Here is a 14,146-nt window from a genome sequence, read left to right as displayed (position 1 = left end):
TCATGTCGATTTCCGAAAGTGACTGGAAAAAGTACAAAGAATTACGAAAGCTTGCGTTGGACCGTTTTTGCCAAGGTGTTTTGGCTGAGACCAGAACCGTTGCTCAAAACGGTGCTCTCTCGGCTCACGCTCGTTATCTGACGCTCTATCGACTTATACGAAGTCGAGACAAGGATATGGCAATGACCTTTGATGGACTGAGCCGCAAAGATGCATGGCTGTCGTTGAGGCTGATGGTTGCACACAACCTGCTGACCGATGCAGAGTTATCAGTCCTTAGCGACAAGGTGCGCGAGATTATTTCGGATGCTGTTCGCCAGCCATACGAAATCGAATGGGCGGAGGAGCGCGTACCGGACTATTGATGATCCCCCTCACGACAAACAGAGAAACACGATGTTGATCTTCAACTGCACAGAAGCCGCCAGCAAGTTCTTCAATCGCGTCCATAAGGGCAAAACGATCACGCCGGTTGAATACAACGCACCGTCACCCGTCATCGAAGATGACGAGCCGGACAGTTCGACCGAGCAGTGGCTGGTTCACGCCATCACCGTGCAGCGCAAGAATGTGTTGTTCGTCATGCACGTAAAAACGCGGTATTGCGTGATTCTTGCTGATGCGAAAAAAGCGGACGTTGAGGGCGTTGTCCAGCGCTTTGCTGATCGCTGGCTCAACGGTGTAATGGTTCATGCGATCAATCACGATCTTGCGCAATGGATCGACGCTGACCAGATGATCGAGCACTTCAGATCAGTTTGTCACTCACAGCAGTTCTATCGGCGCAGTCATCGCAGTGCGCAAAAACACATCGACGAGATCGCCTGGATCTTCAAGGAAAGGGTCGCCGAAAGAGGCAGTTTGCCGCCTGATGAAATGGCCGCAATGGTATTTGACGAGGATATGAATGACACCCCGAGAAGCAGCAAGGGTGCTAAGAATTACTACTGGCCACTTGAAGAAATGATTGTTCATTGGCTACGTCAGTATTGCGCTCTTGAGGAGGCTGAAGTCGAGGAAGCCAAAAAACGGCGCAAACAAGTGCGCCGAGAGATCGAAGCGTTAAAGCGCGAAGCCTGGCTGGAAGAGTACAACCGACAAAACTCGATTAGTTAAGCCACCCCCGCCATAATCCGCCCCGCATTTACCAGCGCTGGCACTCACGTCCCGGCGCGACCTCCGACTCACTCAGGGATCGATCCATGCTCAAGGGACTGTTGCGCCTGGCGCCATACGCCGCCGCGTTGTTTTCACTGCTTTCCACCGCTCAGGCTGATGACGGCAGACGTGTGTTCACCGGCACGCTGGGCAAGACGCCGATTGTGGTTGAGCTCAACACCCAGCAGCAGGACGAAGTGACCGGTCGCTACTTCTACGAGAAGTACCACCGCGACTTGCCCCTCAGTGGCGCGTTGCAGGACAGCACGCTGACGTTGGTCGAGGGCAATAATCGCTACGGCGATGACAAGCCTTTGCCGACCCTCAAGCTGGAAGAAACCGCCAACGGTTGGCAGGGTGAATGGCAAAGCCCTCAGGGCAAAAAACTTGCGGTACAACTCTCCGAGGCCAAAATAGCTGCGCCGACCGCCACCACGTTGCCCTTCATCGCCACGCTGCCTGCCAGCGAACCGTACGAATATCTGCGGCTACAGGGGCTCAAGCTCAAGGCCACGAAAAAAGAAGATTTCATGGGCTACACCCTGCAATGGTGGACGGAGCCCGAGTCAAAGATCGCGTTGTTTACCGTGGAATCCGGGCTGCCGAAAGATGACCTGCAGCGGGTCAACCAACAGTTGCTCGGGCGCTTGTGGAGCGAAGTCATCAGCTATCACGGCTGCCAGTTGCAGGGCGGGGAAAACGTCGAGTTCATGCAGCAGGCACAACCGCAACTGATCTCGCCAGCCGTGGTCAGCCTGAACATCTCGACCAGCTATTACTGCGGCGGCGCGCATCCGGACTTCGGCGATTCGCCGCTCAACATCGACGTGAACACCGCCCATCCGTTGTCGCTGGAAGATGTGTTGTGGGTAGGCGAGGGCAAACCACTGCTGCACGCCGAGCGCGATAGTCTGGGCGATCAGCCGCTGAGCGAAAAAGAAAGTGCAGCGCGCTCGACTTACCAGCGCGAAGTGCTGGTGCCGTGGCTGATCAAACAACTCACCGCGCTCTACCCAGATGAAATGAAGAAACCGGCAGAGGGCGATGAGGACAGTTGCGACTACACCGATGAAAGCATCTGGGGCTATCCGTCCTGGCACTTCACCCCGAAAGGCCTGTACCTGGGCGCCTACTTCGCTCGCGTCGCCCGCGCCTGCGATGCGCCGGACTGGTCAGTCCTGCCGTACTCCCTCATCAAACAACACCCCGGCGCCGTCCAACTGCAACTACCCCAGAACTAACCATCACGCCAGACCCGGCGCTTCACGAATAATGAAGTGATCCAGGTTCTCGATATTGGCATTGAAGACCTCGAAAGGCTTTTCGGGGTTCTTCTTGCCCGGCACCTGCTTCAACTCCGGCGTCACGCCATAAAAGAAGCAGAACAACTCCTTATCACTGTCGATCGCGTGCTTGATCTCTTCCAGAAACGCTTTGCGCTTGCGGTAGTTGTCGATCAGCTTTTTGTTCAGGTAGACACTGACCGGATAAGGCTTCTTCTTGCTGTCATCCGGCTTCTTGAACCAGACCTTGTCCTCGAAATCGATCCGGAAACTGGCGCTGTGAAAGTCCTCGATCTTCTTGATCCGACCCCAATAAATCAGCCCCTTGTTGTCCATCAAGTACTCGATCTTCTTGAAGAACGAACTGTACGGCGCCGTATGCTCGCCAATCTTCAGCGGCATACGCTTGAGCAAATCCTTGTCCGCGAAGTTCGACACAAAACACTCCACGGGATGGGCGAAGACACTGGTCTTGTCCGGCGCCGTCTCACGACTCGGCGAATCTTTCGAGGGGGGAGCCGCCACCCGCACCGGATCATCCCGCAACACATCCGCCGCCCCCGCTGGCGCGGCAGGCTTGCGCACATACTCACGGCGCGTCAGCAACAACTCCGACGGGAAATGCTCCTCCCGACCGTCATCCGTTTCCCCATCCGCCGCCTCAACCCCCGACGCCGACGTCTTCAAACTCACATACGGACAACCCGCCACATGCTGCGTACCGGGCAGATTCTTGAAGTGCGGCGTGCGCACGTAATTCACGTTCTTGGCGTTGAACGTACCCAACTCGTTGGAGGCATCGAACGCCGCACGACAGGCGTCGTTGGGGCACTGGAAATGTTCCTTCGCAGAATCGAACGCCACCGTCTCATCGAAATTGAGATCGCGAACGTCATAGATCGACAGCTTGTCGTCGAGGCTGAGGCAGTAGGCGAGGTCGAATTTCATGGTGGGGCTCGGGTCCTTGAGTGGGGGGAGGGGTATTAATAGCGGGTGGTGAGGTTGGTTACCAGTAATGGATCTCGCCACCCAGCATCAGGAGAACAGCTATAAAACCGAGATTGCCAAACAGGAAGGGCAGAATCGTAATGACGATTTGAATCACAACCGCGATTTTGAAGCCAACGGACAGGCCATAACGCTTCCAATAAATAACATGCATCACCATGGTTATCGCATTTGCGAACCAGACTGCTCCGACAGCCATGATTTCGTTCTTTTGAACGATGCGTAAGGCCATAAGCAGAAGGCCGAAAAAGGCGATTAGAAATGAGGCGGTCAGGAGTCGGGATTGACCCGGGGTGGTCGATTCCGTGGATGGTTTCTGCATGTGATGTTCGTCCATGTGTGTGGTCGAGGGGGCTCTCGGTCACGGTAATCCTTGTTCAGCAGCACACAAAAATTGTGGCGAGGGAGCATGCTCCCGCTGGGCTGCGATGCCGCTCCAAAACCAGCAAATGCGGTTAGTGAAGCAAGCCGCAATTATTCCTTTTCTAGTCTTCCAACGTTGTCATAAAGCCAAGCAGTGAAATCCTCTCTGTCGTCCGAATGATGGCAACGTTGGTGACAGTTGGGGCACAACGCCACAACATTCGAAGGCTGGTCTGATCCTTCTTGCGACATATGCTTAACGTGATGCACTTCCAGAAACGGTTCCCCATCCTTCGTAAATGGCGCTTCTTCGCCACAACCTTCGCACTTCCCATTGGCTTCCTGACGAACCCAGCCCCTTAATTCGGGATCACGAAAGTAAACCTTTCTGGTAGACGTCGTTTGGAGAGGTGTCTTAATCCCTTTGGGGACGTAATCAAATTGCTTTCGCTGAAATTTAGCCGCGCGTTGTTCCAGCAATGCCTCGTCCGCAGTTGGATCAGAGTCTTCAAGCGTCAGAACGGTGGAAGCATCAAGTGCCTTACGGATGCTACGCGCTACATTCGCACCAACATTCTTGGCAGGTTTGTAGCCTTCAATACGCTTTCGACCCAGCTCTACCAACACGGTAGAAATGTTCTGCATCCGAAATTCGACAGAGCCCTTCGTCCGACCGGCTAGTGGGCCTTCACGCAGAATGCGATTTTCCTCAGTCTTGACGAATTTCTGGCCGCTCTGCTCGCGTGCCAGCATTTTGAGGTAGGCATCGACCGCAGCCTGAATCTCTACGTCACTCCAATCGCTATTACTTTTTTCCGTGTCCATACAATCGCCGAGGGTTGAAAACCCTCGGACGATACTGAGTGGCCATTACAGATGTCTACGAAAATTCCTACAGAAAATAACGACGGATCTCGCGAAGTCCTACAGCCAGCATCACTAACCCATCGAGGGCCCCGAAGACTGAAACACCTGCGCAACCCTTCGCCACCAAGGCTTCCCCGGTCTCCGCCGTTGCATCTGATCGTTCAGCAGATAAGGCATATCCCGCAGCCGAATCCAGCCTTCATCCTGCCAATGCAGCAGACTCAACGACATCTCCGGCCAATCCAACAAACTCAACATCGGCCGATCTGAATGCCCCGAGTGTTCTGCATCACGCAAGGCCGGCACCACCTGCAGAGTCAACCACTCCCGCAACAACCGGTTCCCCGGGACGTAGTGATACACCAGCAGCGCATACACACCGGACTCGCTGAGCATCAGTTGCTTTTCGGGTTGCCGAAAATACTCAATCCACAAAACGCGACGTTGATCCTTATCTAGCTTGTTGACCATGCGTTCGCATAGATGGAAACCCATCAAGCGGCCGACATCGCGGGCGCAGAACCACGTTTGGTTTTCGAGCAGGAGGGCATGTAGTGCGAGGTTGTGACGAGAGAAGACTGTTACAGAAAAAGGATCGGGCATATCCATTACCTCTACGTTTAGATTTTTGGAGGGCCTGACCCCAACGTAGAGTGGGCTTAAGAAATCCCAACGAGCGAGGCAGCTCCACTGACGGCATATGCGTCTGTGTGACTGATCAAGCTTTCTACGTTGGGTGTTTCTTAGGCACCTGCAATTGATCTTAGAGGTGCTTGCAGTTGGCTTCAATGCGAAGCAGCTGTAAGTGCTGTAGGAGATTGAGCGCTGTAATGTAGGGACGGAAAAGTACAAACAGCCGCTAATAAAAAAGCCCCGATCAAATCGGGGCTTTTTGTTTTCTCAATTCGACGACTCAAGCAGCGGTCGTCAAATCGTGGCGAGCGAGACGATTAGTCCCAGCTAAGCGCACCACCAGTCTGATACTCAATAACCCGAGTCTCAAAGAAATTCTTCTCTTTCTTCAAGTCCATAATCTCGCTCATCCAAGGGAACGGGTTAGTGGTCCCTGGGTACTCTTCCTTCAAACCGATCTGCGACAGGCGACGGTTAGCGATGAACTTCAGGTAGTCCTCCATCATCGCAGCATTCATACCCAACACACCGCGAGGCATGGTGTCACGCGCGTATTCGATTTCCAGTTGAGTGCCCTGCAGAATCATCTGCGAAGCTTCTTCCTTCATTTCGGCATCCCACAGGTGTGGGTTTTCGATTTTGATCTGGTTGATCACGTCGATGCCGAAGTTCAGGTGCATGGATTCGTCGCGCAGGATGTACTGGAACTGCTCGGCGACGCCGGTCATTTTGTTGCGGCGGCCCATGGAGAGGATCTGGGTGAAGCCGCAGTAGAAGAAGATGCCTTCCAGAACGCAGTAGTAGGCGATCAGGTTGCGCAGCAGTTCTTTGTCGGTCTCTACGGTGCCGGTGTTGAATTCCGGGTCGGAGATGGCGCGGGTGTATTTCAGGCCCCAGGCGGCTTTTTTCGCGACCGACGGGATCTCGTGGTACATGTTGAAGATCTCGCCTTCATCCATGCCCAGCGATTCGATGCAGTACTGGTAGGCGTGGGTGTGGATCGCCTCTTCGAACGCCTGGCGCAGGATGTACTGGCGGCATTCCGGGTTGGTGATCAGGCGGTACACGGCCAGGGCCAGGTTGTTGGCAACCAGGGAGTCGGCGGTGGAGAAGAAGCCGAGGTTGCGCATTACGATGCGGCGCTCGTCGTCGGTCAGGCCTTCCGGGTTTTTCCAGAGGGCGATGTCGGCGGTCATGTTGACTTCTTGCGGCATCCAGTGGTTTGCGCAGCCGTCCAGGTATTTCTGCCAGGCCCAGTCGTACTTGAATGGCACGAGCTGGTTGAGGTCGGCGCGGCAGTTGATCATGCGCTTTTCGTCAACGGCGACACGGGCGGCGGAGCCTTCGAGTTCGGCGAGGCCTTCGGCAACGTCGAGGGAATCCAGTGCAGCCTTGGCGCGGGCCACAGCGGCCGAGTCTTCGGCGGTCACGGCGCGGGCTTCGAGGGCGGCAGCACCGCCGGCGCTGTCGAGGCGGTCCATGTTGGCTTCGCTAGCGTGGCCGGCATTGGCGCCTTTCACTGCTGCTACTTCACTGTCTTCTTTGTCGAATTCGTCCCAGCTCAGCATGACGTGTCGTCTCCTGCGTGAGGGCCTGTGCCCGTGTGAAAACTGATTGGTTGGTTTTTCACACGGCCGTACAGGCCGCGTTGGATGTCGTTTTTTGCAGCGGTGCTACGCAGGCAATAAACAGAAAATTTTTACGGGTTTCCGAGAGCCTCTGACGGGCGCAGGTCAGCGTTGTCGCTGCTGCGGGGCTTCAGAATGGCTTTGATCCCTGTAAGGGAATATTGCTGACCCGATTAGGGCGGCATTATAGGGAAAAAAACACGGGCGTGGGGGAGGGCGAAACAGCGCAGGGCGGTCGAGCGCGCGGGTGATTTCGATCGGAGCGAGGGTTTACAGGGCTTTCGCCGGGATTGGCCCCGGAGAAAATTTTTTCATTAATTTTTTGGCGTGTGATTGATTGCTCAAAAAACGAGCAAAAAACCGCGTTTTTCACTATATCTTGTGTTTTGCAACCCTTTTGCGCCGCTTCAAACACAACTGAGCCCGACCGAAGCCGGGCTGGAATCGATCCTCGATGTTGCGCCGAGTGATCCGATTCGGTGCAGTCTCAACGCATCAATTGGTGCAGCCGTTGCCCATGATGCTGTAACGCAGAATGTGACGCTGACCCTTGGAGTCGTCGTACTCCATTTTCGCCGGAACAACTTCGCAGACATTCGGAACTTCGCTCATGGAAACAACTTTGGCGATGTCCAGGTGAGTGGAGTAGGTGTATTCCTCGATAGCCGGCTGTTGCTGTGCGACATCAGTCGGAACCTCGTCTGCCATGGCGGTTGCGCACAGACTGCTGAGGGCCAGAACCAATAAAGCTTTCATTTGAAATTTACCTTCTTGAGGTCGAGTGGGGTCACGCAACCTTTTTGGGGTTGCGTGTGGAACTTCATCGTTTGGTTTGTTACTTCAGAGCTGGATTAACGGCCTTCGTGGGGGCTGTAACCTTGTTAATCGCTTTGCCTTGTCGGCGAGGTGAATTTTAGGCAGGCGGGGTAGGGGTAAACAGACCCGGTTTTGATAAACACCTTTGGCAGATTTGGTAACAATCCCCCAAAAACCAAAATATCCCGGCCCGGGCCAATGCCTGAAAGGCCGTGGCCGACGGGGTTCGCGGCAATCGCCACATTTTGTAGGGGCTTGTTACTACCATCGTCGAATGGTTCTATACGGGCGCCCCGGCTACAACAGGGTCATACAAAAACAACTATTACACCGAGGTAGGAAAGATGAGTGCGGCTTCCCTGTATCCCGTTCGTCCCGAGGTTCTGGCCAATACGCTGACCGACGAGGCGACCTACAAAGCCATGTACCAACAGTCGGTCGTCAACCCTGACGGCTTCTGGCGCGAACAAGCCAAGCGCCTCGACTGGATCAAGCCTTTCACCACGGTGAAACAGACTTCGTTCGACGATCACCATGTCGACATCAAGTGGTTTGCCGACGGCACCCTGAACGTTTCCTACAACTGCCTCGACCGTCATCTGGCCGAGCGCGGCGATCAGGTCGCCATCATCTGGGAAGGCGACGATCCTTCCGAAAGCCGCAACATCACCTACCGCGAACTGCACGAACAAGTGTGCAAACTCGCCAACGCCCTGCGTGGCCAGGACGTGCACCGCGGCGACGTGGTGACCATTTATATGCCGATGATCCCCGAAGCCGTGGTCGCCATGCTGGCCTGCACCCGGATCGGCGCGATTCACTCCGTGGTGTTCGGCGGTTTCTCGCCGGAAGCCCTGGCCGGTCGCATCATCGACTGCCGCTCGAAAGTGGTGATCACCGCTGACGAAGGCATCCGTGCCGGCAAGAAGATTTCCCTCAAGGCCAACGTCGACGACGCCCTTACCAACCCGGAAACCAGCAGCATCCAGAAAGTCATCGTGTGCAAGCGCACCGGCGGCGACATCAAGTGGAACCAGCATCGCGACATCTGGTACGAAGACCTGATGAAAGTGGCGGGCACTGTCTGCGCGCCGAAAGAGATGGGTGCCGAAGAAGCGCTGTTCATCCTTTATACCTCCGGCTCCACCGGCAAGCCGAAGGGCGTGCAGCACACCACCGGCGGTTACCTGTTGTACGCAGCGATGACCCACGAGCGTGTGTTCGACTACCGTCCGGGCGAAATCTACTGGTGCACCGCTGACGTGGGCTGGGTCACCGGTCACTCCTACATCGTCTACGGCCCGCTGGCCAACGGCGCGACCACGCTGCTGTTCGAAGGCGTGCCGAACTATCCGGACATCACCCGGGTGGCGAAGATTGTCGACAAGCACAAGGTCAACATCCTCTACACCGCACCGACCGCGATCCGCGCGATGATGGCCTCCGGCACCGCCGCTGTTGAAGGCGCGGACGGCAGCAGCCTGCGTCTGCTCGGTTCGGTGGGCGAGCCGATCAACCCGGAAGCCTGGGACTGGTATTACAAGAATGTCGGCAAGTCCCGCTGCCCGATCGTCGATACCTGGTGGCAGACCGAAACCGGCGGCAACATGATGAGCCCGCTGCCGGGCGCCCATGCGCTCAAACCAGGTTCGGCCGCACGTCCGTTCTTCGGTGTGGTGCCGGCGCTGGTGGACAACCTCGGCAACATCATCGAGGGCGAGGCCGAAGGCAATCTGGTGATTCTCGATTCGTGGCCAGGTCAGGCGCGCACCCTGTACGGTGACCATGACCGTTTCGTCGATACCTACTTCAAGACCTTCCGTGGCATGTACTTCACCGGTGACGGCGCACGTCGTGACGCCGATGGTTACTACTGGATCACCGGTCGCGTGGACGACGTGCTCAACGTGTCCGGCCACCGCATGGGCACCGCCGAGATCGAAAGCGCAATGGTCGCTCACCCGAAAGTCGCCGAAGCGGCGGTGGTTGGTGTGCCGCACGACATCAAGGGGCAGGGCATTTATGTCTACGTCACCCTGAAGAATGGCGAAGAGCCGAGCGAGCAACTGCGCCTGGAACTGAAGAACTGGGTGCGCAAGGAGATCGGCCCGATCGCTTCGCCGGACGTGATCCAGTGGGCGCCGGGGCTGCCGAAGACCCGTTCGGGCAAGATCATGCGCCGCATCCTGCGCAAGATCGCGACCGCCGAATACGAAGGTCTGGGCGACATCTCCACCCTGGCCGATCCGGGTGTGGTGCAGCATCTGATCGATACGCACAAGACCATGAACGTCGCGTAAGCGGCGGGTCTGAGGTGCAGAAAGCCCTGTCCGGTTTCGCCGGGTGGGGCTTTTTTGTGTCTGATGTTTTTGTAGCGTCGGGGTGGGCCTCTTCGCGAGCAAGCCCGCTCCCACATTGGGATTGTGTTTGGCGCGGATCAAGTGTGGGAGCGGGCTTGCTCGCGAAGACGGCCTGTCATTCTCCGCAGTGTTCCGCTGTCTTACCTCATCGGCATCCAGCCAATAATTATCGGTTTCACTTGTCAGAACATTCCCACTGTTACCCGTTCGCCTTCAAGTAACTGAATGTGTAACCGCCTGCTCCGCAACGGGGCATCCGGAAACGCATTGCCCCGTTTTCGGGCCTCGAAACCCCCGGTGAAAAATAAGACACAACCCCGCGCTTGCCGGATTAGAAGGGTTTGCGAATAATAGGCCCGCAATTTGCAGTATAGATCGGTTCACTGTCTTTCGCTCTTGCATGAAATTGCGGGGCTGTCAATGTGCTCAAGCGGGTTTCTCGGTGCATCTGTAATTAGTTGTCGCATTGAAGAAATATCGGCTTCGGGCCTGTCGTTAGAATGCCGATCACTCGCTCGTCGTGGCTTGCGTTGAAGCCTTCGCGGTTTTGACTGGAACTGTCCCACGCACGCAGCAACCGATTTTGTTACACCCATTCGCATATTGGGCTGTCGCTCACTCTGCCGTTTTTGCCCTTTACCGATGGAGTCCCAAGATGAAGAAACTTGTGCTGCTTGGCGCCCTGGCACTGTCCGTGCTGTCCCTGCCGACATTCGCCGATGAAAAGCCTCTGAAAATCGGTATCGAAGCGGCTTACCCTCCATTCGCCTCCAAAGCGCCGGACGGCAGCATCGTCGGTTTCGACTACGACATCGGCAACGCGCTGTGCGAAGAAATGAAGGTCAAGTGCCAGTGGGTCGAGCAAGAGTTCGACGGTCTGATCCCGGCACTGAAAGTGCGCAAGATCGACGCGATCCTGTCGTCCATGTCGATCACTGACGATCGCAAGAAGTCCGTGGACTTCACCAACAAGTACTACAACACCCCGGCCCGTCTGGTGATGAAGGAAGGCACTCAAGTCAGCGAAGGTCTGGCTGAGCTCAAGGGCAAGAACATCGGCGTGCAGCGTGGTTCGATCCACGAGCGTTTCGCCCGCGAAGTCCTGGCCCCGCTGGGTGCCGAGATCAAGCCGTACGGCTCGCAGAACGAAATCTACCTCGACGTGGCCGCCGGCCGCCTCGACGGCACCGTGGCGGACGCTACGCTGTTGAATGACGGCTTCCTGAAAACCGACGCCGGCAAAGGCTTCGCGTTCGTCGGCCCGGCGTTCACCGACGTCAAATACTTCGGCGACGGCGTAGGCATCGCGGTACGCAAGGGCGACGCCCTGAAAGACAAGATCAACACCGCCATCGCGGCCATCCGCGAGAACGGCAAGTACAAGGCAATCCAGGACAAGTACTTCGACTTCGACATTTACGGCAAGTAAAGACGTCGCTCGACCCGTCCGAAATGGCGCAAGCAACAGGATCTCTGCGGTTTGCGCCATTTTTTCATCCCAACTTTCGAGGACCTGAATCATGTTGAAAGGCTACGGGGCTGTCATCCTCGATGGCGCTTGGCTGACGCTTCAGCTCGCCTTGTCGTCCATGGCCCTGGCCATCGTTCTCGGGCTGATCGGCGTCGCGTTGCGCCTGTCGCCGGTGCGCTGGCTGGCGTGGCTGGGCGATCTGTATTCCACGGTGATTCGCGGGATTCCCGACCTGGTGCTGATCCTGCTGATCTTCTACGGCGGCCAGGACCTGCTCAACCGCGTCGCGCCGATGCTCGGCTATGACGACTACATCGACCTGAATCCGCTGGCCGCCGGTATCGGCACCCTCGGCTTCATCTTTGGTGCGTACCTGTCGGAAACCTTCCGCGGCGCGTTCATGGCGATCCCCAAAGGTCAGGCCGAAGCCGGCATGGCGTACGGCATGAGCAGCTTCCAGGTGTTCTTCCGCGTGCTGGTGCCGCAGATGATTCGTCTGGCGATTCCGGGTTTCACCAACAACTGGCTGGTGTTGACCAAGGCCACCGCGCTGATTTCCGTGGTCGGTCTGCAAGACATGATGTTCAAGGCCAAGCAGGCGGCCGACGCCACCCGCGAGCCTTTCACCTTCTTCCTCGCAGTGGCGGCGATGTACCTGGTGATCACCAGTGTCTCGTTGCTGGCGCTGCGTCACCTTGAGAAGCGCTACTCGGTAGGCGTAAGGGCGGCTGATCTATGATCTTCGACTACAACGTCATTTGGGAGGCCCTGCCGCTGTACCTCGGCGGTCTGGTCACCACCCTCAAGTTGCTCGCGCTGTCGCTGTTCTTCGGTCTGCTCGCGGCCCTGCCGCTGGGGCTGATGCGTGTGTCCAAGAACGCCGTGGTCAACGGCGCAGCCTGGCTCTACACCTACGTGATTCGCGGCACGCCGATGCTGGTTCAGCTGTTCCTGATTTACTACGGTCTGGCCCAGTTCGAAGCCGTGCGTGAAAGCTTCCTCTGGCCGTGGCTGTCCAGCGCAACGTTCTGTGCGTGCCTGGCGTTCGCGATCAACACCAGCGCCTACACCGCCGAAATCATCGCCGGCAGCCTGAAGGCCACGCCGAACGGCGAGATCGAAGCCGCCAAGGCCATGGGCATGTCGCGCTTCAAGATGTACAAGCGCATCCTGCTGCCATCGGCCCTGCGCCGGGCGCTACCGCAGTACAGCAACGAAGTGATCATGATGCTGCAGACCACCAGTCTGGCGTCCATTGTGACCCTGATCGACATCACCGGCGCGGCCCGTACCGTCAACGCGCAGTTCTACCTGCCGTTCGAGGCGTACATCACCGCCGGCGTGTTCTACCTGTGCCTGACCTTCATTCTGGTGCGCCTGTTCAAGCTGGCCGAGCGTCGCTGGCTGAGCTACCTGGCCCCGAGGAAGCACTGATATGGAACGCATCGACCACGTTCTGCCGTGGAGCCACCTGGGCAGCGAGCGCCGGATTTCGGTATTTCGCTTCGGCAACGGCGAGCGCAAGGCCTACATCCAGGCCAGCCTCCACGCTGACGAATTGCCCGGCATGCGCACCGCCTGGGAACTGAAAAAACGCCTCGGCGAACTCGAAGCCAAAGGCCTGCTCAACGGCGTCATCGAACTGGTGCCGGTGGCCAACCCGCTGGGTCTTGGCCAGTTGCTGCAAGGCAATCATCAGGGTCGTTTCGAGGCCGGCAGCGGCAAGAATTTCAACCGTGATTTCGTCGAGCTCAGCGCGCCGGTGGCCGCTACGCTGGAAGGACAACTCGGTGATGATCCGCACGCCAACATCCGCCTGATCCGTCAGGCAATGGCCGATCACCTGGCCGCATTGCCCGAGGCCAGCAGCCAGTTGCAAGGCATGCAGCGCACTCTGCTGCAACACGCCGCCACGGCCGATGTGGTGCTGGACTTGCATTGCGACTGCGAAGCCGCGCTGCACATGTACGCCTTGCCGCAGCACTGGCCGCAGTGGCGTTCGCTCGCCGCGCACCTGGATGTGAAGGTCGGCCTGCTGGCGGAAGATTCCGGCGGCAGCTCGTTCGACGAGGCTTGCTCGTTGCCGTGGCTGCGTCTGTCGCGCCTGTTCCCGGACGCGCAGATTCCACTGGCGTGCCTGGCGACCACCGTCGAACTCGGCGGTCAGGCCGACACCACGCCGGCGCAGGCCGAAGCCTGGGCTGAAGGGATTCTGGCGTTCCTCGCCGAACAGGGCCTGATCCGTGGCGAATGGCCGAGCGCGGCAAACGAGCCGTGCGAAGGCATGCCTTTCGAGGGCACTGAATTGCTCCTGCCGCCGCATCCGGGCGTGGTGAGTTTTCTGCGCAAGCCCGGCGAGTGGGTTGAAGCCGGTGACAAGATTTTCGAAGTGATCGATCCGCTGTCGGATCGGGTCAGCACGGTGTGTGCTGGTACGTCCGGGGTGCTGTTTGCCATTGAGCGGCTGCGTTACGCCCAACCCGGTTTCTGGCTGGCCAAAGTGGCGGGGCGCGATGCGCTGCGCGACGGCCCTTTGCTCAACGACTGACTGTTTTTGTG

Annotated in this window: 14 protein-coding genes; 8 read left to right on the top strand and 6 right to left on the bottom strand. The window is 57.4% G+C overall.

All coding sequences use genetic code 11. The features are described from left to right. Window positions 1–2: 2 nt before the first annotated feature. The 3 genes from AC0R79_RS23390 (at window position 3) to AC0R79_RS23380 (ending at window position 2,399) form a co-directional block, all read left to right on the top strand. Complete coding sequence (locus AC0R79_RS23390; RefSeq protein ID WP_127799465.1) at window positions 3–365, top strand: hypothetical protein; 363 nt, start codon at window positions 3–5, stop codon at window positions 363–365. Window positions 366–396: 31 nt separating this feature from the next. After that, window positions 397–1,116 carry a DUF6933 domain-containing protein gene (locus tag AC0R79_RS23385; protein ID WP_127799463.1) on the top strand — a complete coding sequence of 240 codons (720 nt, stop codon included), beginning with the start codon at window positions 397–399 and terminating at the stop codon, window positions 1,114–1,116. 86 nt (window positions 1,117–1,202) lie between these two features. Then, window positions 1,203–2,399, top strand: coding sequence for a hypothetical protein (locus tag AC0R79_RS23380; protein WP_474731799.1), 1,197 nt, complete (start codon window positions 1,203–1,205; stop codon window positions 2,397–2,399). A gap of 3 nt (window positions 2,400–2,402) precedes the next feature. On the opposite strand, the gene AC0R79_RS23375 is transcribed toward AC0R79_RS23380, so the two are convergent. The 6 genes from AC0R79_RS23375 to AC0R79_RS23350 all read right to left on the bottom strand — a co-directional run bounded on the left by AC0R79_RS23375 (window position 2,403) and on the right by AC0R79_RS23350 (window position 7,696). Then, window positions 2,403–3,389 (bottom strand): hypothetical protein, encoded by a 987-nt coding sequence (locus tag AC0R79_RS23375; protein WP_474731797.1) that lies wholly within the window; start codon window positions 3,387–3,389, stop codon window positions 2,403–2,405. A gap of 58 nt (window positions 3,390–3,447) precedes the next feature. Further along, window positions 3,448–3,771 (bottom strand): hypothetical protein, encoded by a 324-nt coding sequence (locus tag AC0R79_RS23370; protein WP_474731796.1) that lies wholly within the window; start codon window positions 3,769–3,771, stop codon window positions 3,448–3,450. Between the two features lie 152 nt (window positions 3,772–3,923). Further along, on the bottom strand, window positions 3,924–4,637 hold the full coding sequence (locus tag AC0R79_RS23365) for an HNH endonuclease (RefSeq protein ID WP_474731795.1): 714 nt from the start codon (window positions 4,635–4,637) through the stop codon (window positions 3,924–3,926). Window positions 4,638–4,751: 114 nt separating this feature from the next. After that, window positions 4,752–5,282 (bottom strand): BRO-N domain-containing protein, encoded by a 531-nt coding sequence (locus tag AC0R79_RS23360; protein ID WP_474735177.1) that lies wholly within the window; start codon window positions 5,280–5,282, stop codon window positions 4,752–4,754. Window positions 5,283–5,629: 347 nt separating this feature from the next. Further along, window positions 5,630–6,880 (bottom strand): ribonucleotide-diphosphate reductase subunit beta, encoded by a 1,251-nt coding sequence (locus AC0R79_RS23355; protein WP_007951068.1) that lies wholly within the window; start codon window positions 6,878–6,880, stop codon window positions 5,630–5,632. A 555-nt stretch (window positions 6,881–7,435) separates the two neighbouring features. Then, window positions 7,436–7,696: a DUF2790 domain-containing protein gene (locus AC0R79_RS23350; protein ID WP_011335542.1), complete on the bottom strand. Its 261-nt coding sequence runs from the start codon at window positions 7,694–7,696 to the stop codon at window positions 7,436–7,438. A 404-nt stretch (window positions 7,697–8,100) separates the two neighbouring features. Here AC0R79_RS23350 and acs point away from each other — a divergent pair, with 404 nt between their 5' ends. The 5 genes from acs to AC0R79_RS23325 all read left to right on the top strand — a co-directional run bounded on the left by acs (window position 8,101) and on the right by AC0R79_RS23325 (window position 14,135). Continuing rightward, window positions 8,101–10,056 carry an acetate--CoA ligase gene (gene acs / locus AC0R79_RS23345; RefSeq protein ID WP_007951065.1) on the top strand — a complete coding sequence of 652 codons (1,956 nt, stop codon included), beginning with the start codon at window positions 8,101–8,103 and terminating at the stop codon, window positions 10,054–10,056. Between the two features lie 715 nt (window positions 10,057–10,771). Further along, window positions 10,772–11,545 carry an ABC transporter substrate-binding protein gene (locus tag AC0R79_RS23340; protein ID WP_011335541.1) on the top strand — a complete coding sequence of 258 codons (774 nt, stop codon included), beginning with the start codon at window positions 10,772–10,774 and terminating at the stop codon, window positions 11,543–11,545. Window positions 11,546–11,636: 91 nt separating this feature from the next. Further along, a complete protein-coding gene (locus AC0R79_RS23335; RefSeq protein ID WP_007951063.1) occupies window positions 11,637–12,326 on the top strand; it encodes an ABC transporter permease in 690 nt (229 codons plus the stop codon). Next, window positions 12,323–13,021, top strand: a complete 699-nt coding sequence (locus AC0R79_RS23330) for an ABC transporter permease (RefSeq protein ID WP_007951062.1) — start codon at window positions 12,323–12,325, stop codon at window positions 13,019–13,021. The genes AC0R79_RS23335 and AC0R79_RS23330 overlap by 4 nt, the downstream gene beginning before the upstream one ends. Before the next feature lies 1 nt (window position 13,022). Beyond that, window positions 13,023–14,135: a succinylglutamate desuccinylase/aspartoacylase family protein gene (locus AC0R79_RS23325; protein WP_474731790.1), complete on the top strand. Its 1,113-nt coding sequence runs from the start codon at window positions 13,023–13,025 to the stop codon at window positions 14,133–14,135. Window positions 14,136–14,146 lie beyond the last annotated feature (11 nt).

The sequence above is a fragment of the Pseudomonas sp. HD57-3 genome (genome assembly GCF_056113135.1).
This window is presented reverse-complemented; position numbering and strand designations above follow the sequence as displayed.

What these genes read in the sequence shown, in the direction of transcription:
- AC0R79_RS23390 (WP_127799465.1), top strand. Translation starts at nt 3, where the DNA reads ATGTCGATTTCCGAAAGTGACTGGAAAAAGTACAAAGAATTACGAAAG.
- AC0R79_RS23385 (WP_127799463.1), top strand. Translation starts at nt 397, where the DNA reads ATGTTGATCTTCAACTGCACAGAAGCCGCCAGCAAGTTCTTCAATCGC.
- AC0R79_RS23380 (WP_474731799.1), top strand. Translation starts at nt 1,203, where the DNA reads ATGCTCAAGGGACTGTTGCGCCTGGCGCCATACGCCGCCGCGTTGTTT.
- AC0R79_RS23375 (WP_474731797.1), bottom strand. Translation starts at nt 3,389, where the DNA reads ATGAAATTCGACCTCGCCTACTGCCTCAGCCTCGACGACAAGCTGTCG.
- AC0R79_RS23370 (WP_474731796.1), bottom strand. Translation starts at nt 3,771, where the DNA reads ATGCAGAAACCATCCACGGAATCGACCACCCCGGGTCAATCCCGACTC.
- AC0R79_RS23365 (WP_474731795.1), bottom strand. Translation starts at nt 4,637, where the DNA reads ATGGACACGGAAAAAAGTAATAGCGATTGGAGTGACGTAGAGATTCAG.
- AC0R79_RS23360 (WP_474735177.1), bottom strand. Translation starts at nt 5,282, where the DNA reads ATGCCCGATCCTTTTTCTGTAACAGTCTTCTCTCGTCACAACCTCGCA.
- AC0R79_RS23355 (WP_007951068.1), bottom strand. Translation starts at nt 6,880, where the DNA reads ATGCTGAGCTGGGACGAATTCGACAAAGAAGACAGTGAAGTAGCAGCA.
- AC0R79_RS23350 (WP_011335542.1), bottom strand. Translation starts at nt 7,696, where the DNA reads ATGAAAGCTTTATTGGTTCTGGCCCTCAGCAGTCTGTGCGCAACCGCC.
- acs (WP_007951065.1), top strand. Translation starts at nt 8,101, where the DNA reads ATGAGTGCGGCTTCCCTGTATCCCGTTCGTCCCGAGGTTCTGGCCAAT.
- AC0R79_RS23340 (WP_011335541.1), top strand. Translation starts at nt 10,772, where the DNA reads ATGAAGAAACTTGTGCTGCTTGGCGCCCTGGCACTGTCCGTGCTGTCC.
- AC0R79_RS23335 (WP_007951063.1), top strand. Translation starts at nt 11,637, where the DNA reads ATGTTGAAAGGCTACGGGGCTGTCATCCTCGATGGCGCTTGGCTGACG.
- AC0R79_RS23330 (WP_007951062.1), top strand. Translation starts at nt 12,323, where the DNA reads ATGATCTTCGACTACAACGTCATTTGGGAGGCCCTGCCGCTGTACCTC.
- AC0R79_RS23325 (WP_474731790.1), top strand. Translation starts at nt 13,023, where the DNA reads ATGGAACGCATCGACCACGTTCTGCCGTGGAGCCACCTGGGCAGCGAG.